At 45.1% G+C, this 20,990-nt stretch carries 16 protein-coding genes and 1 pseudogene; 1 reads left to right on the top strand and 16 read right to left on the bottom strand.

Annotated features, from left to right (window positions below; all coding sequences use genetic code 11):
- Positions 1 to 466: pseudogene (locus EI161_RS04180) on the bottom strand (RNA-guided endonuclease TnpB family protein); the annotation flags it as partial.
- 162 nt (positions 467 to 628) lie between these two features.
- The gene (locus EI161_RS04175; protein ID WP_192524945.1) at positions 629 to 1,513 is read right to left on the bottom strand and encodes an energy transducer TonB; all 885 of its coding nucleotides are present in this window, start codon (positions 1,511 to 1,513) and stop codon (positions 629 to 631) included.
- A 283-nt stretch (positions 1,514 to 1,796) separates the two neighbouring features.
- Here EI161_RS04175 and EI161_RS04170 point away from each other — a divergent pair, with 283 nt between their 5' ends.
- Positions 1,797 to 2,570, top strand: a complete 774-nt coding sequence (locus EI161_RS04170; protein WP_192523279.1) for a hypothetical protein — start codon at positions 1,797 to 1,799, stop codon at positions 2,568 to 2,570.
- Positions 2,571 to 2,626: 56 nt separating this feature from the next.
- On the opposite strand, the gene EI161_RS04165 is transcribed toward EI161_RS04170, so the two are convergent.
- The 14 genes from EI161_RS04165 to ndhC form a co-directional block, all read right to left on the bottom strand.
- Positions 2,627 to 3,469 (bottom strand): ferredoxin--NADP reductase, encoded by an 843-nt coding sequence (locus tag EI161_RS04165; protein WP_192529044.1) that lies wholly within the window; start codon positions 3,467 to 3,469, stop codon positions 2,627 to 2,629.
- 309 nt (positions 3,470 to 3,778) lie between these two features.
- On the bottom strand, positions 3,779 to 5,257 hold the full coding sequence (gene nuoN, locus EI161_RS04160; protein WP_192529043.1) for an NADH-quinone oxidoreductase subunit NuoN: 1,479 nt from the start codon (positions 5,255 to 5,257) through the stop codon (positions 3,779 to 3,781).
- A 3-nt stretch (positions 5,258 to 5,260) separates the two neighbouring features.
- Positions 5,261 to 6,886: an NADH-quinone oxidoreductase subunit M gene (gene nuoM, locus EI161_RS04155; protein WP_192523272.1), complete on the bottom strand. Its 1,626-nt coding sequence runs from the start codon at positions 6,884 to 6,886 to the stop codon at positions 5,261 to 5,263.
- Position 6,887: 1 nt separating this feature from the next.
- Positions 6,888 to 8,762 (bottom strand): NADH-quinone oxidoreductase subunit L, encoded by a 1,875-nt coding sequence (gene nuoL / locus EI161_RS04150; RefSeq protein WP_192529042.1) that lies wholly within the window; start codon positions 8,760 to 8,762, stop codon positions 6,888 to 6,890.
- A gap of 4 nt (positions 8,763 to 8,766) precedes the next feature.
- Positions 8,767 to 9,075, bottom strand: a complete 309-nt coding sequence (nuoK, locus tag EI161_RS04145; RefSeq protein ID WP_192523278.1) for an NADH-quinone oxidoreductase subunit NuoK — start codon at positions 9,073 to 9,075, stop codon at positions 8,767 to 8,769.
- A 98-nt stretch (positions 9,076 to 9,173) separates the two neighbouring features.
- Positions 9,174 to 9,932 carry an NADH-quinone oxidoreductase subunit J gene (nuoJ, locus tag EI161_RS04140; RefSeq protein ID WP_192529041.1) on the bottom strand — a complete coding sequence of 253 codons (759 nt, stop codon included), beginning with the start codon at positions 9,930 to 9,932 and terminating at the stop codon, positions 9,174 to 9,176.
- Positions 9,929 to 10,477 carry an NADH-quinone oxidoreductase subunit NuoI gene (nuoI, locus tag EI161_RS04135; RefSeq protein ID WP_225735216.1) on the bottom strand — a complete coding sequence of 183 codons (549 nt, stop codon included), beginning with the start codon at positions 10,475 to 10,477 and terminating at the stop codon, positions 9,929 to 9,931. The genes nuoJ and nuoI overlap by 4 nt, the downstream gene beginning before the upstream one ends.
- A gap of 77 nt (positions 10,478 to 10,554) precedes the next feature.
- Positions 10,555 to 11,556: an NADH-quinone oxidoreductase subunit NuoH gene (gene nuoH / locus EI161_RS04130; protein WP_192529045.1), complete on the bottom strand. Its 1,002-nt coding sequence runs from the start codon at positions 11,554 to 11,556 to the stop codon at positions 10,555 to 10,557.
- A 49-nt stretch (positions 11,557 to 11,605) separates the two neighbouring features.
- Positions 11,606 to 14,725 carry an NADH-quinone oxidoreductase subunit NuoG gene (gene nuoG / locus EI161_RS04125; RefSeq protein WP_192529040.1) on the bottom strand — a complete coding sequence of 1,040 codons (3,120 nt, stop codon included), beginning with the start codon at positions 14,723 to 14,725 and terminating at the stop codon, positions 11,606 to 11,608.
- Between the two features lie 10 nt (positions 14,726 to 14,735).
- On the bottom strand, positions 14,736 to 16,160 hold the full coding sequence (gene nuoF / locus EI161_RS04120) for an NADH-quinone oxidoreductase subunit NuoF (protein WP_192523268.1): 1,425 nt from the start codon (positions 16,158 to 16,160) through the stop codon (positions 14,736 to 14,738).
- Positions 16,157 to 16,666 (bottom strand): NADH-quinone oxidoreductase subunit NuoE, encoded by a 510-nt coding sequence (gene nuoE, locus EI161_RS04115; protein ID WP_192523267.1) that lies wholly within the window; start codon positions 16,664 to 16,666, stop codon positions 16,157 to 16,159. The genes nuoF and nuoE overlap by 4 nt, the downstream gene beginning before the upstream one ends.
- Positions 16,667 to 16,868: 202 nt before the next feature.
- On the bottom strand, positions 16,869 to 18,644 hold the full coding sequence (gene nuoC, locus EI161_RS04110) for an NADH-quinone oxidoreductase subunit C/D (protein ID WP_192523266.1): 1,776 nt from the start codon (positions 18,642 to 18,644) through the stop codon (positions 16,869 to 16,871).
- 164 nt (positions 18,645 to 18,808) lie between these two features.
- A complete protein-coding gene (locus tag EI161_RS04105; protein WP_021813431.1) occupies positions 18,809 to 19,477 on the bottom strand; it encodes a NuoB/complex I 20 kDa subunit family protein in 669 nt (222 codons plus the stop codon).
- Positions 19,478 to 19,598: 121 nt separating this feature from the next.
- Positions 19,599 to 20,222, bottom strand: coding sequence for an NADH-quinone oxidoreductase subunit A (gene ndhC, locus EI161_RS04100; protein ID WP_192523265.1), 624 nt, complete (start codon positions 20,220 to 20,222; stop codon positions 19,599 to 19,601).
- Between the last annotated feature and the right edge of the window lie 768 nt (positions 20,223 to 20,990).

Raw genomic sequence — 20,990 nt, 5'->3', positions numbered from 1 at the left:
AAGTATTGATGGTGTAGAGAGCTAGGTTATAGCTGTCCCACACGTCAATGGTCAGCTTCTTGCCTTTGGCTAGGCTAAATTGAATGGTGGATTTTAGGCTTTTCTTTCCTGCTTTTTTGACCCCTAGATATTTTATGGCAGTCTTTTTAAACGGAATCCAACCTAAACTTTTACGCTTGGCTTTAGGGTTATTTGTGCGCCAGTGTAGTTTGGCCTTTTTAAATTGTTTGCGGCTCTTGGCATGGGTTTCAGTGATGGCTTGTAAGGTTTGGCTATGCAGATTTAGCAGCTCACCACTACCTTTTACATAGGCCGCCATGTCATAGGCTGAAAAGAAATGACCAGTACGCTGCAAGTGCTTAAAACTCAAATCATTCACATAGTTCCACACAAAATTAACCGCACCAGCCAATTTGTTTAATTGGTTAGCGTGTTTATCTTTGATGCGTAACTTGAGTGATTTCATGGTTTTATTGTGGCTCAGTCACTTTAGTAGTCAAGCAGAATTTAGTATTATTTATGCCTTACATCCACGCCCTAGAAAGACGTGGTTTTACGGCACTTTTTGATAAATCTGGGTATCTGTTTACGGTATCGCTAGCGCTCATGAGCTATATATTGAATGCGCTTAATAAGTGACAGTGACTTTATCACTATAAAGAAAAGTGCGTATCAAACGCAACTCAACGATATCACCCATGTCTTTGGTAAATTTACCAAACGGCGCCGCTTGTCTGACCGATTGTTTGGCGGCTTCATCTAGGATGGTTGAGTTTGAGCTTTCAAGCAGACGAATCGCTTTTATACTACCATCACTACTGATAATAACCATCAGACGTACTTCACCATTGATTTTTTGCGCCCGCGCTTGCGCGGGGAAATGCAGGTTGCCCACACGCTCGATATGCTCGCGAAAGGTATTGATATAGTCCGCAGCACCGCGCGTGGTCGAATTACTATCGACGGTCACGACTTTTGATTTGGTGGCATAGACTTGCTGACGCTGAGACAATTGCGCTTCAAGCGTGGCGATTTGTTTGCGCAGTCGCTCTTCTTGCGACATCGTATCATCTTGTGCTTGTTTGCTATCGTTATCCGACTCGACGCTCGCTTGGCGCCAGCTTAACGTAGTACGCAGATAGCTTTCTTGGTAGCGCTGCTGACGCACTTGACGCTGTAGATTAATCACATCTTGCGTTTCACTTATTTGTTCAGCTGGCAATGAGCTAATCTGATCATTCTCTTGCCTTAGCTGCTCTTCTATCGTACCGCCGCCCTGTTGTGAGGCATTAGCAATAAACTGTGCATCTTCATTCGGCTGCATATTGTCGGTTAGTGCCTTCGCTACGTCTTGTACCATCGAGGCAGGATCTTTTCCTATCGAAAAGCTGATACCGAAAATTATCAGCACGTGTACTGCTACAGCGATGACGACAGCCACAGGCAAGCTAAAATTACGCTTAGGTGCTTGCGCCGAAAAATGATAACTTTGCGAGTCTTTAATATAGGCCACAGTGGGTCTCAGCTAATAGATATGAGCTTATAAGTAAAAAGGCTGCAGCTAATAAGCGTTATGATAATATGCATGATGGCGCTATCATAGCATGACATATATTTATGTCGCTAGCATAACTGTATACGGTAAGATTCAACACGCCCTAGTTATAGAGGATGATTTTGCCCGCCTCGTTTTTGATATATACTGTTTTATAACGATAGTATCAGCAAGTTTACATCTGCTGCTAGATAACGACCCTATAACTATAAGGATAATAAGTTTGAGTAGCTTTGATAACATGAGTGATAACGTGAATAATTCAGATAATTTTGATGAGTTTTTTGAGAATATCGGCTATCGTTTCGACGAATCATTTAGTGGTGGTTGGGATCGTCTCACCCAATCTATCAAAAATATATATGATAAAACAACGGATAAGTTTGAGGATGAGCTTGCGCTGCCTGTTGCACAAAAATACGTCAACGATGCGCTGCAAAAATTCGTCACCGACAATGTCAAAGCCATCTTAGAGCTGCGCGTTGAAATGCACGATGACTGGTTTCGCTTATATTGTACGATTGATGTGGCAGGTATTTATATTGAAGTGGCCAGTAACTTTAGCTTAATTCATGTACAGCTTGATCGCAATGTACAGCGTTTTGTCTTCGGTCAGCAGACGTATACCGATGTGTTAAACCTACGCTGTGAGTCCATTATCAAACGTCAAGGTATCAAGCTTTTTATCTGGTTCTATCACAGCGTCCTTAAAAAAGACCCATTAGGCTTTATTCTGTCTTATATCAATATCGCGCGCGCAAAAGATGAAGTCATCTATCTGGATATCCATCGCTGGCTTAAGAAAAATAAAAAAATCATCAGTACTCTGCATAAAGTCCAAGTCAATTATGGCGAGCTTGAAGAAGAGCAAATGATTTTGAAAACACAAATTAATTATCGTGATTTACTAGCGGGCAGTAGCAATGAAGACATCATCGGCGATGATGATGAGCCTGAGCTGATGCAAGGCCCTATCCATCCAATAGATGACGCGACCGAACCGAGTCAGGTTTAAAACACTATAGCTATTACATTTTTTATGAAACGTAATAGCTATAACCAACCATGCATCTACCAGTAATTCTCTACTGCAATATTACCTTCCCCTCGACGATTCATTACCAAACCCAGTGTTTTTAACGCCTCTTTGGTGTCTTCTACCATGTCGGGGTTGCCGCACAGCATGGCATGCGTGCTATCGATATCCAGTGCCACCCCTGCTCGCTCTTGCAGCGTACCATCCAATAGTAACTTGGGCAGACGTTCTGTCAGTGCGCCTTCGACAGGCTCACGGGTGACGATTGGGATGAATGTTAACTTCGCTGGACTCTCAACCAACGAACCAAAGTCTTCTTGCAAGCTTTGAATCTTTTCGATATAGGCCAGCTCTTCTAGCGAGCGTGCGCTATAGGCCAATACGATATGCTCATAATCTTCCCATGTCTTCAAATCCTGTAACATGGACAAAAATGGCGCTAGTCCAGTACCAGTCGCCAGTAGCCATAAATCTTTTGGCAGAGGTTTTTGATATCGGGCTAAGGTTAAAAACCCAAATGGCATGGTATTAAGTAGCAGCTCATCACCTACTTGCAGGTGTTGCAGCTGCGAGGTAAATGCACCATCCGGAATCACGATAGAGAAGAATTCTAACACCTCATCAAAGGGCGAAGAGACAATCGAATAAGCGCGAAAGATGTCCTCGTTCAATGCCTCATCAGCCACCTCCTCCATGGCTGCACCCGATACTTCTGCTTGCTGCTTATAATACTGTAGCTGACTGGGATTAACGCCCAAACGCACAAATTGACCCGCCGTAAACTTAAAACTATCAGGACGACTGACGGTAAAGCTAAATAAGTTTGGTGTCCAAGTGGTTTTGCTAAGCACGGTTACCGTTTGAATATTGTCACTCATAATAATTAACCACCCTATTTTACTGCTATTTATTGTTATAGAAAGTTAGAACGTACCAACAAAAAAGATGCGCCAAGCTTATCATAAAGCGGGCGCATCTTGGTTTTCTAACCGTAACATCCGATGAGTAGCCGTATCAGCGTATAGTCGATCCAATTTTAAAAGAGTACAGCGCTACTGGGATTAATTATTCGCAGCCTTTGTCGGCGTAGGCACAACAAGCAAGAAAAATTCATCCCAGTAGCGCGTTATAATACTTGTATTGCTTTTATTTAGGACTGGCTATACCACTACTTATCTTTTTTATATTTACCAAATACGAGCCAAGCTTGCCCACTCAATCATACTATTTGGTAAGATACCAAAGAAGATAATCATCGCTGTCACTGCAATTACCATAATACCGCCGGTACGGATAGCCCATTGACCAGAAACATCAAACTCGATGAACTGTTTCGGACGTTTAAATAGCGTGAGCATAACGCGCAAGTAATAGAATAAACCAATAGCACTACCCAAGATAATCATTGTCGCCAAGAACCAATTGGTTCCTTGTACCGCAGCCAAAATCGCAAATAGTTTGGTAATAAAGCCTGCCGTCAGTGGAATACCTGCCAATGACAACATCATAATAGTCATGACAGCAGTCAATACTGGGCGACGCCAGAACAGTCCTTGATAATGCGTCAACTCATCTGCCTCACCAGACAAACGGTAAGGGCTCGACATCAACGTCACTACGCCAAAGGCACCGATAGACGTAAAGGCATAAACCGCCATATACATACTAGAGATACTATCAGCAGCCGTACCGATACTGACGATAACGATCAACACATAACCCATATGGGATATTGAAGAATAGCCCAATAGACGTTTAAGACTGGTTTGGCGTACGGCTAATAAGTTACCGACCAAAATCGATAAGGTGGCCATGACCATCAATAACATCTGTATAGATGGCAATGCCAATAAAGACGTATCGATTAAGAAACGAACTGCCAGCGCCATCATCGCTACTTTTGTGACCGATGCTAGGAAAGTAGCAATCGGTGCTGGTGCCCCTTCGTAAACATCGGGTGTCCACATATGAAAAGGTGCAGCTGACAGTTTAAAGGCAATACCGAACATCATCATTGCCGCACCAAGTATCAGTAGTGGCGACTCAAAAACATCGCCCAATACCATACTAATCGGCTTAAAGGCCAACGATCCTACTTCTGCATAGATAAACGCCATACCCATCAGTAACGTCGCCGATGCCGTCGCTGATAGTACCAAGTACTTTAGCCCCGACTCAAGCGAACGGTTGCGCATATAGGTATACGACAGCATGCCATACAGCGGTATAGACAGCATCTCTAAGCTCATAAAGAATGACGCTAAATGCTGAGCACTGACCATCAGTAGCGCACCGATCGTCGATAGCAACATCAGCAAATATAGCTCATCTTTATTGTCTTTTAGATCGGCCAGATACGCATAAGACAGCGTACAACAAGCCAAAGCACAGATAAAGATAACCACCATATTAAACTGAGCAAAGTTGTCAATGACAAATAACTGCTCAGCGTTTGGCAGGACAGTGCCGCTATTTATAATACCAGTCATTTGCCCAATTAAAGTAAACAGCGCAATATTGAGGCCGACGACCGTGACCGTTCCTGTGACAATATGTGAGCGTTTAACGGCGATGGCAATCATAACCACCAAGACCGTTATGACGACGGCAAGGAGTGGTGCATAAGGCAGCAATCCCATCAAATCATTCATCGTAATATCATTCATGACTTAACGTGCCTCCATTGCATCAAGCAGTTGCGATGCATCTACTTGTGTTACTTGACTGTATATATAAGCATTATTAATCCACTGCATCGCATGACTTGACGTATCAAGGAATGGCTGTGGATATAGACCAAGCCAGACTAAGCCTGCTGCCAACATCAATAACAACGACAGCTCGCGCTTACCCAAGTCCTTTAATGGACGCTCAGGCAAACCGTGTAATTTGGTTTCTTGCATAGCGACCGCTTCGATATTGTTTTTACCAAACAACGCGCGATGAATCAAAATAAGCGAGTATAACCCTGCTAGTACTAAACTGAACGTTGCAAATACCACAAATACTGGATATTGAGCAAACGCACCCAGTAAAATCATAAACTCGCCAATGAAGTTACCTGTACCTGGAATACCCAGCAATGCGGCACAGAAGAACATCAGTATCGGCGCATAATAACGGAACTGACCCCACATACCGCCCATCAAGGTTAGATCCCGCGTATGTAGACGCTCATATAACTGACCTGCCATGATAAACAGTGCCGCTGAACTTAGACCATGCGCCAGCATTTGAATCATCAGGCCTTGCAAGCTGAGTAAGGTTCCAGCGTAAATGGCTAAGACCACAAAGCCCATGTGCGAGATACTGGTATAAGCGAGCAAGCGCTTCATATCGGTCTGCATAAAGGCCAACCATGCACCGTAAAAGATACCAATCGTACCTAAAGTCATGGCTATCGGCGCAAAATCTTGTGATGCGGCTGGGAACAGTGGTAAGACAAAACGAATCAAACCATAAGCTGCGGTCTTAATCAAAACACCCGCTAAATCCACCGAACCTGCGGTTGGGGCCTGCGCATGCGCATCGGGTAACCAACCATGAAACGGAATAATCGGCAACTTAACCGCAAAGCCAATAAAGAAGCACAGCATGATGGGATACTCCCAACCGCCGAGCGACGTACCCAGTAAGTCATTATAGTTAAAGCTCACTACCCCTTTTTGGGCGTAGCTAATAATGACCAATACCAAGATACCGACGAGCATGATAAGCCCAGACGCTTGGGTATAAATAAAGAACTTAGTTGCTGCATATTCCTTGGTTTTACCAACGACATCATGACCCCAAATCGCGATCAAGAAGTAGATAGGAACCAGCATCATCTCCCAAAAGAAGAAGAATAAGAACAAATCAATAGCTAAGAAAACACCGATGACCCCGCCTAAGCTCCATAGCAAGTTCAAATGGAAGAAACCAACACGGCGTTGAATCTCATTCCACGAACAAGCCACTGCGGCAATACCAAGCAGCCCTGTTAGCGCAACCATCATCAGCGATAAACCATCCATCGCTAAGTGAAAGCTGATACCAAAGCTTGGTATCCACGGCACCATAAATTCAGCAACCCAAGGCACATTTGAATCTGGCGCAATCACCTGCTTACTCATGCCAGAAAAATCACCGTATTGCCATAATACTAATGACAATACAAAGGTCAAGATCATACCAATCAAGGCAATCCAGCGCGGTAAACGTTTATTAAACCGCTCAACCAGCCAACATAGCAACCCTGCAATAAAAGGAATTGCGATTAATGCTGGTAGCATCCACGTTTGTTGTAACTCTATCATCTTATACCACCGTCATCATTACCAGCACTAGCAATACAGCCATACCCAAACCAAAGCTTGCAGCATAACCTCGAAGTGACCCTGTTTGCGTCGCAGACAATACCTTATTACCCGCCGAAGCCAGCTTAGGTAAGGTGAGCCACGTTTTATCGATAGGGTCGGCTTTAAATAAGCGGCCGATGAACAAAAAGGGTTTTACAAAAATTATATCGTACAGCGCATCGAAGCCCATACCATGGTAGCACCAGTGATATAGCGCCCCACCAATACGCGAACGCTTAAAGCTCGTGAGCAGACGACCTTTATCCACAACATATAATAATGCCGCAATTATCAAACCAGCCAGCATCGCACCCATGGCGATATACTCTGCCGTGTGCTTACCATCCGCTTGATTGGCCACTTCTAATAAATGCCCAACACTCTCTGGCAATACGCCTTGTAATGGCGGGGTAATCCATGCGCCAACTGCGGTCGATAACACCAGTAGCACGGTAAGCGGCAACCAATATGACACACCTGATAATTTATGTGCAGGGGTTTTTTCTTCACCAAAAAAGACAATCCAAATCATACGGAAGGTATAAAGTGCGGTTAAGAAAGCACCGAATACACCCATATAGAACAACACTAGATGACCAGTTGCATAGCTTTCCCAAAGAATCGCTTCTTTAGAATAGAAACCAACAGTGACCCAAGGTATCGCCGCAAGTGCACCGCCACCGACGATATAACACCAAAATACCAACGGTATCTTTTTGCGTAAACCGCCCATCTTAAAGATGTTTTGCTCATGGTGAACCGCAAGAATCACCGCACCTGATGATAAGAATAATAAGGCTTTAAAGAAAGCATGGGTCATCAAGTGGAAGATTGCGCCTTGCCACGCACCAACGCCGAGTGCTAAGAACATGTAGCCAATTTGACTCATGGTTGAATAAGCGAGGATACGTTTAATATCGGTCTGTGCCAGCGCACAAAAACCAGCAACGACCAGCGTCAACGCCCCTACACCGCCTACCCAATATAGTAGGATACCTGGGGTCAGCTCAAACAATGGATGCAGACGGGCAATTAAATAAACCCCTGCCGTGACCATCGTTGCTGCGTGAATGAGCGCCGATACTGGCGTCGGACCTGCCATCGCATCAGCAAGCCATGTATGTAATGGTAGCTGCGCTGATTTACCCATCGCACCACCAACGAGCATCATGGTGATCAGCATCATGGTCGGGTTATTGATATCAAAAATTTCTGGGGCACGGGTAATAATCTCTTGAATATTAAGCGTACCGAATTCACGGAATAATAAGAACAAACCAAAGGCTAAGAACACATCGCCGACACGGGTCACGGTAAAGGCTTTCATCGCTGCCCGACCATTAGCGCGGTCATGGTAATAAAAACCAATCAGTAAGTAGGAACAGATACCCACACCTTCCCAACCGAGATATAGCAAGAATAAATTATCCGCCAACACCAGCAATAACATACTGGCGACGAACAAGTTCATATAGCTAAAGAAACGAGCAAAGCCTGTGTCGCCCTTCATATACCAAGCGGCAAACAGATGGATTAAAAAGCCAATACCAGTAATAACACCAGTCATGGTTAATGCTAAGCCATCAAAGCTTAAGCCAAAATTTGGCGCAAAATCCCCAACTTGGAACCATGTCCACAGCGGAATTTCTACGACCGTACCAGCGGGGTTGCTGGTCAAAAAAGTATAACTAACCACCAGCGTACATAATGCCGATAGCAGCATACTACCGACACCGACAATCGCTGCCACCTGCTCGCTTAACTTGTCGCGCATAAAGGCTAAAATCAAAAAGCCAACGAGCGGGAATATAAAGGTTAATGGTAATAAACTCATGACATCATCCTTTCATCTCATTGGCGCTATCGACATCGAGATGCCCACGCTGATGATAAAACCGCAATAATATTGCCAAACCAATGGCGGCCTCTGCTGCTGCTAGGGTCAAAATAAAGATAAACATAATCTGTCCATCTGGATCGACCCAGCGACTACCTGCTACCACAAATGCTAGTGCCGCCGCATTCATCATGATCTCAAGACTCATCAGCATAAATAAGAAGTTACGCCGTACCATGACACCGCACAGACCAATCGTAAATAAGATACCTGCCAAAATTAAACCATGGCTCATGGGTATCATACCCAGTACATTCTGCGCCTCAGCAACAGGCTGTACTAAGCCTGCCACCTCGTGGGCAAACGGCACGTTTGACACGTCTTGTGCCACGCTCGCTGCTAGTACCATCAGTCTGACTCCTTGCGCGTGACTTTCCGCGTGACTTTCTTAGTACCGACCTGCATACCTACCTTCTTACCAACGTAGTCGTGCGGGTCAACATCTTTATATTCGTAAGGTTCCGCCATTTTTACCGCATCACTATCTGTATATGTGCTGTCATCATATTTGCTGACAGTGTCATATTGCTTGATACTTCCTACACTTGGCTGAAAATCTTGACTGTCATTGCCAACTATCTCATCATCTACAGAGGTTTTACCTAGATGATACGCGGCAACCAAAGCGCCTAATAATAGCAAAGCCGCCACTTCTACCAGCATAACGTATTTGGTAAATAACACGGTGCCGACCGCTTTGGCTGAAATAGTCGACCCGCCAATCATGGCTGTCTCGTCAGGATTAAGCCCAATCATCGCATACAGCACAACCGCGATAATAAGCGTCAACCCTGTCGGTATCGCCCAAGTGCCAGCATCAAGCCAACGCTCTTCGCGCTCCTCGTTACTCATGCCCAGATTGAGCATCATAATCACAAAGACGAACAGCACCATAATGGCACCAGCATAGACAACAATCTCAAGTGCACCAGCGAATGGCGCGCCCAATACAAAAAATATGCCTGACAGGGCCAATAACGACACAATCATTGATAAGATAGCATGGACTGGATTGGCATGGATTATCACGCGCAAACTGGCAAATATTGCCACAGCTGCAAGTGAATAAAACCCTGCCAATTCAGGGTTGTTTAAAATATTCATCATGGCAGCAAGCTCCTTAGATCAATCGGTGCAGATTCGTTTTGCGCTGCGCCTTTTGGTTTGTCCGCTACCGCCATACCCGTCACACGATAATAGTTATAATCGGGATATTTACCTGGTCCTGAAATCAGCAAATGCTCTTTTTCATAAACCAAATCTTGGCGTTTATATTCACCCAACTCAAAGTCAGGGGTCATTTGAATGGCTGTCGTTGGACACGCCTCTTCACACAATCCGCAAAAGATACAGCGTGAAAAGTTAATCCGGAAAAACTCTGGATACCAGCGACCATCTTCGCGCTCAGCTTTTTGTAGCGAGATACAGCCAACCGGACAGGCCACCGCACATAAGTTACAAGCAACACAGCGCTCATCACCATCAGGGTCACGAGACAATATAATACGTCCGCGAAAACGTGGTGGTACTGGCACCGGCACTTCAGGATAAAGAATGGTGTCACGTGGCCTGATCGCATGGCTATTAACCATCCACATACTGCGGATAATAGTATAAAAACCAACGATAATCTTTTTTATGCTATGAAACATGGGGTTATTATCCTTATCATCTTTACCCTAATCCATCATTAATATCATTACTGATGACTACCAATAACTGTTCAAAACTATGTTATTGGGGTCGGGGAAAAGATCAAAATTACTGCGGCAGTAACCAATAAATTAATCAAGGTTATCGGCAGGCAGACTTTCCAGCCAAAATTCATCACCTGATCGTAGCGCGGACGGATGAGCGAACCGCGTGCCAAAATAAACATGGTCATAAAGAATAATGTTTTAATCATGAACCAAAAAGCAGGTGGAATAAATGGGATATTTAAATTAAAAGGCGCGAGCCAACCACCAAAAAACAGGCAAGTCATCAATGCTGAAATCAAGACGACGTTGACGTATTCGCCAATAAAGAACATACCAAACTTCATGCCAGAATATTCGACATGGTAACCTTCGGCCAGCTCTTGCTCTGCTTCAGGTTGGTCAAAAGGATGTCTGTGCGTTACCGCTACCCCTGCTATTACAAAGGTTAAGAATCCAAAAAACTGTGGAATAATATACCAGCCATCAGCCTGCGCTTCGACAATCGCGCGCAAGTTAAACGAGCCCGTCAAGGCCACAACGCCCATCAATGATAGACCCAAGAACACTTCATAGCTGATCGTTTGGGCGGCAGAACGTAGGCCACCCAGTAACGAGAATTTATTCGCTGATGCCCAGCCACCGAACATCACTGCGTAGACTGCAATACCGGCCATGGCAAAGAAGAACAAAATACCGATATCCCAGTCAGCCACGCCAAGCGTTGGTGAGATAGGAATAATGGCAAATGAGGCCAGCGCAGTAAACATCGCAACTGCCGGCGCCAAGGTAAACATAAATTTATCGGTGAACTTTGGTGTCCAATCTTCTTTAAAGAAGATTTTTAGCATATCCGCGACCAGCTGCAAAGAACCAAAAGGTCCGACACGGTTTGGACCATAACGGTCTTGCCAAAGCGCTAGCATACGGCGCTCATAGACAATCATTAAAGCGGCGACTATCACAACGACTAAAAAAATAACCAGCGATTGCACGACCAAAAATATTATTGACCACGTATCATAGGTCATCATACTCGCCAAAAAGCTTGGCACATCAGGGATAATACGGGTAACTTGCATATTACACCTCCTGTGTGGTGGTCGGCGCTACACTTACTGGTGTTGCGCGGTTATCGTCCATGCTGTTACCAGCATTATTAGCTATCAAAGAACCGTCATCGGCCATACTACCCATCATGGTCACTGGCGCATCAACTTTGCGTACCGACGCGGGCATCATGGGATGGATAATATCCACCTGCCCAACGGGATAACCGATACAGCCTTCTGCTAAGTAACCAACGAGTTGAACTGGCAGTGTGATTTGTTGGTTATCAATCTCAATCGCTAAGTAATCACCTGCATCGATACTCCAGTCTTTGGCATCGTCGATACCGATACGCCATGCTGCAACAGGAAGTTGCTCAGCAACCACTGGGCTACGTGATGCCATCATTGAGCTGGCATAAAGGTTATAAATAGGCACCAGTTTTGCTTGCCCTTGCTGTATATCAGTGGTGGTCGTAGTCATTGCTTCTGGCGCAACATATTGACGAGTGGCTAGGCGCTCGAATTGATCGAACAGACGCACACCCGGATCTCCATTTTTGAGATGACCACCGACTTTGTCTTGGTATTTATTCCACGCTTGCGGTGAGTTCCAACCTGCCGCACTGGCAAAAGGAATCATCGAGCTTGGCGTTTGTTTACCGCTATAGCCTTCCATTGAAAAAGTTAAACCCGTATCTAAATCTTTTGGCTGCATCGGCTCATGGACAGATATCTGCGCACGCATGGCGGTACGACCTGAATAGCGACGCGGCTGACGGGCAATTTTCAGCCCGTTCATGCGGTAGTCCGCATCAGGTGCTGCACCTTTGATACCAGCAAGCTTAGGATGCGTCGCTATTAGCGCATTGATTACATCATCAAGCTGCGTCCAGTCGACATCACGGCCTTCAATGCTGCTATGCACGGCGTGTAGCCAGCGCCAGCCTTCTTTAATACTGCTCATCGGATGGTAGTATTCATTGTCATAAACTTGGAAGAAACGCTGCGCACGGCCTTCGGCAGATACCAATGTGCCGTCTGCTTCGGCAAAGCTTGCCGCTGGTAGTACGATATCGACATCTTTGTGCCAATCAAGTAGCTGATGATCCAAGGCAATGACGGTTTTATCAGTCAATAGCTGGGTCAACTTATTGGCATCGATAGCATCAGTCAGCTGGTTTTCAGCGACTATGACCACATCAAAATCAGTCGCCAACAGCTCTTCTACGGATTGACCGCCAAGCAGACATACCCCAATACTATTGGCATCGGGAACTGCTAAGTAAATCCCTGCTTGCGCATGATATTTCTTATTCACTTCTTTGAGCTCAAGACTGTTTTCTTTTAACTCACTACTGTCAGCAGGCTCACGCTCAACGTCGTCTTGCGCTTCTGTATCAACGCCAGTTTCAGGTTTTTCTGGCTTAGCAGACAAATCTTTATCTTCTTTTTGCTGAGCGGTTGCTGCTTGTGCTTCGGCAGCACGTACCTGTTCATTATGTGTATCAACTTGCTGCTGCTCAGTGGCTTTAATGGCGCTGCGCTTTTGGCTTAATACTTGGGTAATTTGCGCCGCCGCTTCTATCAAGGCAGTAGACGACAAACTGCTGCCCGATACCACTAAAGGCTTATCGGCTTGTATCAAATCATAAGCGATTTGCTGCGCCAATGCTTGCATACCATCCATTTCAGCATCTTGTTCTGCTGTCTTTGGATCTGCTATTTCCAATAAATCATCGGCAAAACTGGCAATTTCATCAGCCACTTTAAAACCGAGTTTAGTAATATCTTCAGGTGTTGCAACCACGCTGACTTTGCTAATGTCTTCGAGTTTGGTTTGGGTGACATCGATGACGTATACCGGACTTTGTGCGCCTTGACCGATGCGTTTGACTGGCTCAGCCAACCATGGTTGCGTTTTCGCAGCAGCGGCCATTTTAATGGCTTCATTTTTTGCTGCTTGACGAATCGATAACGCCACACGTGATGAGGTCTGAGTAATATCTTCACCCAACACCAATACTGCATCGTGGCTTTCAATATCAGCCATACCGGGGTTATAAATACCCTCAGTACTCAATACTTCAATACATTTATTGACCAATGCTTGCTGCTGATGATTAAGACCCGTTGAGAAGTTATCAAAGCCAACCAGATTTTTTAGCGCAAAGTTGGTCTCTAAACTGGCGCGTGGAGAGCCAATACCGATGACTTTTTTATCTTTAATACGCTTAATGGTTTCATCAAGGGCATAATCGATGTTGATTTTGACATGCTTGTCATTGATACGCTCAAGCGCTTGGGTTGGACGGTCTTCACGATTGACATAACCATAACCAAAACGACCGCGATCACATAAGAAATAACGGTTTACTTCACCATTGTAGCGGTTTTCGATACGGCGCAATTCACCATAACGCTCACCTGGCGAAATGTTACAACCTGCTGAGCAACCATGACAGATACTTGGCGCGTACTGCATATCCCATTTACGGTTATAACGCTCAGAGTGCGTTTTATCGGTAAATACACCGGTTGGGCACACTTCGGTTAAGTTACCTGAGAATTCACTTTCGAACTGACCGTCTTTATCGCGACCAAAATAAACCCGCTCGTTTGTACCATAAACGCCTAAATCTTCACCACCCGCGTAGTCTTTATAAAAACGTACACAGCGGTAGCAAGCGATACAACGGTTCATTTCATGGGCAATAAAGGGACCAAGCTCTTGGTTATGGTGGGTGCGCTTGGTGAAACGATAGCGACGACGATGATGACCCGACATATAGGTCATGTCTTGTAAATGACAATGCCCACCCTCTTCACAGGTTGGACAATCATGCGGATGGTTCACCATCAATAGCTCAACCATCGACTTACGGAACGCTTTGGCCTCATCGTCAGTCACTGAGATGTACATGTCATCGCCTGGTGCGACCATGCATGACATCACTAAGCGACCACGACCTGCTTCCATATCTTCTTTGTTTTGATATTGCTTAACCGCACACAGACGGCAAGAGCCTACTGAACCTAAGGCTGGGTGATAACAAAAATACGGCACATCAATGCCAAGTGATAAACAAGCTTGAAGCAAGTTATCTGCGCTATCTACTTCGACAGTGGTTCCATCAATATGTATGACTGCCATGCCGCTCTCCTTATTTCACTACTGGCTGTTGATTGGCTGCAGCATCAATGACATCTACACCAACCGCCTGCGTGATTTTTTGATCAAATTCTGGACGGAAATATTTAATCGCACTCATCAGTGGTTCCATCGCACCTGGAGCATGGGCACAGAAGGTTTTACCAATCCATAAGTCACGCGTTAGACCTTCTAGTTTTTCGACATCGCCCACTTGACCTTCACCATCATTGATAGCGGTGAGCAGTTTGACGCCCCACGGTAGACCATCACGGCATGGCGTACACCAACCGCACGATTCACGTTGGAAGAAAATCTCAAGATTGCGCAATAATGGCACCATATCTTGCTCTTCATCGACGACCATAATCAGCCCAGTCCCCATACGGCTACCGGCTTTTTGAATGGTGTCAAAGTCAACGACCGTATCTAAATGATCAGCGGTCAAAAAGTCGGTTGATGCGCCACCAGGAAGCCATGCTTTAAGCTTTTTGCCCTCGATCATACCACCCGCAAAGTCTTCGATAATTTCACGCGCCGTATAACCGAATGGTAGCTCCCATAGACCGGGATCATTGACCAAACCCGAGCAACCAAATAGCTTAGTGCCTGGGGTTTCGACCACGCCTTTGGCTTTTGGCAGGTCTTGATACCATTTGCTACCGTGTAAAATAATGGCTGAGACGTTATGCAAAGTTTCTACATTATTCACGATCGTTGGACGACCCCATGCTCCAGCAACTTGCGGGAATGGTGGCTTAGTGCGTGGATTAGCGCGGCGACCCTCTAAAGCATTCAATAGCGCCGTTTCTTCACCGCAAATATAGCGACCGGCACCGGTATGGACGTGTAAATCAAAGCTAAAGTCTGAGCCTAAGATATTATCGCCGACCAAGTTATTGGCACGCAATTCTTCAAGAGCCGCAGTTAGACGCTCCGCTGCTAAGATGTACTCACCGCGAATAAAGATATAACCAGCGGTTGCACCAATCGCATAAGCAGAAATCAACATACCTTCGATAAGTTGTAGGGGCAGACGTTCCATCAGCAAACGGTCTTTAAAGGTACCCGGCTCCATCTCATCGGCATTACAAACCAAATAGCGTGGACCGCCATCAGGTGGTGCCATCAGCGACCACTTAATACCTGCTGGGAAACCTGCACCGCCACGACCTTTTACCACGGCTTCTTTAATGGTATTTAACGTATCATCTGGCGATTGGTTTAAGGCTATTTTTAATGCTTCAAAACCGCGCAGTGATTCATAAGTTGCTAAATCCAATACTGTGTCATGATGCGCTAAACGCCATGTCAGTGGCTTGGTTTCGCTGGTCGCCGTTTCTTTATCACCATATACTGGGATGCGCTGCTCATTTAATTGGCTTGGCGCTTTGCCTTGACCGCGACGAGCGATCTGCTCTGTAATCGTTAAACTCATGCGTATAGCTCCAACAATTGGGCGACCTCGGTGGGTTGGACAGGACCATAAGTGTCTTCATTAATCAACACCGCAGGACCTTTGTCACAATTACCCAAACAGCAAATCGGCAATAGCGTAAAGCGACCGTCAGACGTCGTTTGACCGTAGTCGATGCCTAGCTGCGATTTTAATTCAGCCGCCAGCGCTTCATAGCCTGTCAGATAACAAGCCACAGAATCACAAATTAAAATGACATGACGCCCGACTGGCTGACGATAGATACGGTTAAAGAAGGTTGCTACCCCATCCATATCGGTCATAGGCACATTTAAAATATTAGCAATAGCATTGACTTGTGCATCATCAACCCAGCCGTTACGCTTTTGCACAATCTTTAGTGCATCTAAAGACGCTGCCCGCGGATGGGGATAATGATGCATATATTCACGAATGGCCGCAATTTCTTCAGCGGTTAAGATACTTGCCACATCTACTTTTGGCATTTTATCGGAAACAATTCTCATAATCTTTTTCTTTCCTCACTCAGCCCACTGTTTAGGTTGCGCTCGTCGCGCGCCAACAGCGTTTTGGTGTGCCAGTTTGGCGATAACATGTTAATGAACTTGTCTTACTTTTTAACTTTTATAGGTTTATAGCTATTCGCTTATCACCCTAAAAACTTCTAATCTTATTAAACTAACCATTAAACTCATAATCACAAATGCTCTAACGGTCACAATCCGCCATCACAATATCAATCGACGCCAAATACATAATGGCATCAGAGACCAGCGAGCCATTAATGACCGATGGCATCTGCTGTAAATGTGCAAATGTCGGGGTGCGAATACGGGTACGATAGCTCATCGTCGCTTTGTCTGAAGTGATGTAATAACTGTTTAGACCTTTGGTCGCTTCGACGATAGTAGTACACTCACCCGCTGGCATCACAGGACCCCAAGATACGGAGATAAAGTGATTAATCAAGGTCTCAATATCATTTAAAGTACGGTCTTTTGGCGGTGGTACTGCCAGTGGATGATCAGCCTTATAAGGACCTTGCGGCATATTATCCATACATTGACGGATGATACGTAACGACTGGCGCATCTCTTCGATTTTCACCATACAGCGATCATAAGCATCACCGTTATAGCCGATAGGCACTTCAAAGTCGTAATTCTCATAGCCCATATACGGACGTGCTTTACGCAGATCAAAATCCAAACCCGTCGCCCGTAAGCCTGTACCAGTGACACCCCATGCCAATGCTTGCTTGGTATTATACTGGGCAACACCTTGGGTACGGCCTTTAAGCACACTGTTCTGTAGCGCCGCTTTGACATACTCATCCAAGCGTTTTGGTAGCCACTCTAAAAACTCACGGACCAAACGTTGCCAGCCGCGTGGTAAATCGTGCGCTGTACCGCCGATACGGAACCAAGCTGGATGCATCCGGTAGCCAGTCACCGCTTCGATGACGTCATAGGCTTTTTGACGATCGGTAAACGCATAGAATACTGGCGTCATACCGCCCGCATCCTGAATGAAGGTACCGACAAATAGCAAATTATTGGTAATGCGAAAAAACTCGCTCATCATTACGCGGATGGTTTCAGCGCGCGGTGGAATGGTAATACCGGCCAGCTTTTCGACCGACATGATGTACGGTAGCTCATTCATCACACCGCCAAGATAGTCAATACGGTCGGTATAAGGAATAAATGAATGCCATGTTTGGCGCTCAGCCATCTTTTCTGCGCCGCGATGGTGATAGCCGATATCGGGGATACAGTCGACGATTTCTTCGCCATCCAGCTGTAGCACCAAACGGAACGCACCATGAGCCGATGGATGGTTAGGACCAATGTTCAAGAACATAAAGTCCTCATCACGGCCTGAACGCTTCATGCCCCACTCTTCTGGGACAAAGCGCAAGTTTTCTTGCTCGTATTGTTGTTTGGCAGTATTTAGGAAGTACGGGGTAAACTCAGTCGCACGCGCATGATATTCTTTACGCAGAGGATGACCTTCCCAATATTTAGGCAATAAGATACGGGTTAAATGTGGATGGCCAGTAAAAACAATCCCGAACATATCCCACACTTCACGCTCGTACCAGTTGGCATTTGGCCAAATCTTGGTCGCACTCGGAACGTTTAAATCATCTTCACTCAGCGCGACTTTAATACGTACATCACTATTACGCTCAAGCGACATCAAATGATAAAACACCGTAAAATCACTGTCAGGTAGACCTTGGCGATGCTGACGCAAACGCTCATCTATCGCTGACAAGTCAAATAGCATGACATAAGGTTTTGGCAATTTACGCAGGTATAAGAGAACGTCTAATAAGTCAGCACGCGCCACCCAAACCGTTGGAATCTCATCAACCGTATGCTGCACGACAAACTTACCGGCATACTTATGCTCCAGCTCTTTGATAACTGCTGGGACAGGTTTACTCTTAGGATCTATATTTTCGACTACCGTGACCATGAATGATGTATTCCTTCATTAATCATAACTGATTCATCATAGCTAATTCATCATAATTGATTAATTATAGCTACACTGTGATGCGCGCATAAAACATTAAGCTGGCTACTAACTAAACTGGCTACTACTAGTCTAAACGCAACGACCAATCTAAACCTATAAGCTTAAATGCTGTCTGGGCTACGCAAGTTTTTCACCGCGATACGATCCGCTTGCTTACGGTCACGCTCAGGCGTCATTTGTGGCTGGTAGATACCCTGCTCATTGACATGAATACCCAGCGGACGACGCTCTTTAGTAATGGACTCTTGTAATAACATCAAACCCTGAATCAACGCTTCTGGACGCGGCGGACAGCCCGGTACATAAACATCTACTGGGATAATCTTATCCACGCCTTGCACCACTGAATAGATATCATACATGCCGCCCGAGTTGGCGCAAGCACCCATCGAAATGACCCATTTTGGCTCAAGCATTTGCTCATAAAGACGCTGAATAACGGGGGCCATTTTGACAAAACACGTACCAGCAACAATCATCACATCGGCCTGACGCGGTGAGGCTCGAATGACCTCAGCACCAAAGCGCGATAAATCGTGAACTGCCGTTAGCGTGGTAGCATATTCGACATAACAACAAGAAGTACCAAAGTTAAATGGCCATAGTGAGTGCTTGCGCCCCCAGTTTGCTGTTGAATGAACGAGGTCTTCGAGGCGACCCATAAAGACGTTTTTATTGACTTCGTCTTCGATAGGATCATTGACCGTTTGACTGGTCTGTGCAGGATAGGTATCTGCATCAGGGTTGGCTTTTGTTAGTGTGTATTTCATAACATACAACCTTTATATTTATATAGGCACGGCGCGGCAATCATCTTGCCCTCGCTATGGCCTTAACTGCTATTATTAAATAATTTTTACGATTAACTATTGATATATCTACTAAAGACAATCAACGTGCAGCGTTATCGGGCTGTGCAGACGCCGCAAAATCTACAGTCGTTACATTACCGGTAATATTAATATGATCAATATTTTGTAGATGACGACGATTGGTTTCAATATTGTTTGAAACGTTAATCTGTCCTGAAGACTGCGCAGGTATTTTGCCCGTCGGGTCAACCATCAGCTCATCAACACCATCAAACTGGGTAATGTCTGCCAAATTGAAACCTGCCGGCGCCGCATATAAACGGGCTTTTTTGCGAAGTTTATCTGCAGGTGACCAGTTCAGGGCACCCAAGCTCAAGGCATAGACCAAACCAATCAATAAGTCGATAATAAAAGTCGCTGCTGTCGCAAAGCCGAGCCAGCCCGTTTCACGTACCGAAACGGCGTAGGCATATAAGTAGAGTGCTTCTAAATCAAAGATAACAAAGAAAATCGCCACCAAATAGAATTTGGCAGACAAACGAATACGGGCGTTGCCAGATCCGACAACACCCGCTTCAAATATCTCTTCTTTTTGTAAGCCTTGAGAGCGACCGCCAAGCAAGCGTGGAACGACCAGCATAAAAATGACTAGCCCAATGGCGGCTAAGATGAAAGCGATTGCTGACCAATTAAAAGCAGACATGATAATACGTGCTCCTCACCCAATCGAGTGTTAAACGTAGTGCGAGTACTCACCTATTAAAGGTGCTCTAGCGACTAGTTTAACGCAGACGAAAACACAAAGTAACTGTCATTGAGTCACTGTATTTAAGTAACTATTTTAGGGTCTGTGCTGGTAACAACCAATTATCAAGCTTATTGACGACGATGTCAGACGCGACCAACGATAACATTTCCGATAGATAACGGGTGCAGGCTGGTTGCCTAACGTATCTTTTAACAACGTAAGATCAACGTATTAAATCAATATCATATTCGATTGCTTACTTAATTGATTTAATAGCTCATTACACGAGGTCAATAATGACGTAACAACTGGCATAAATTATTTACGTACTATACGCATATCAGTGCCTAAAAGCTAGTTTTTAACTGCATCGGACGGTCACTTTCTATGTGAAAAAACTATATTGCTTACCTCGTAAACTGTGGTATAGACGTTACCTTATATTAACTCTAAATCCATCCTTTTAATCGTCAGCACATATAAAGGCAGCGCCCGCCGTGAGTTGAACGCCCTTTGACTCTTTTTCATTTGCCAACTCCTCACCCAAAGTACCGGTTTTTGCTTTATAATAGCCTACCTAATTTCGATGATTTATGGCCAATAAATCACACATCTTGTTACCTTTAATATTTGATTGCCTTTATTAAAAATATCGATGCGTTGTTCAGTGTCATCATTCGCGCAACATTCATTTAGCGTTACGGCTATCCGCTCTATCCTCTT

The organism is Psychrobacter sp. FME5 (genome assembly GCF_014861375.1).
Classification (GTDB): Bacteria; Pseudomonadota; Gammaproteobacteria; order Pseudomonadales; family Moraxellaceae; genus Psychrobacter.
The sequence above is the reverse complement of the archived record's forward strand: the minus strand, read 5'-3'. Positions and strand labels throughout refer to the sequence as shown.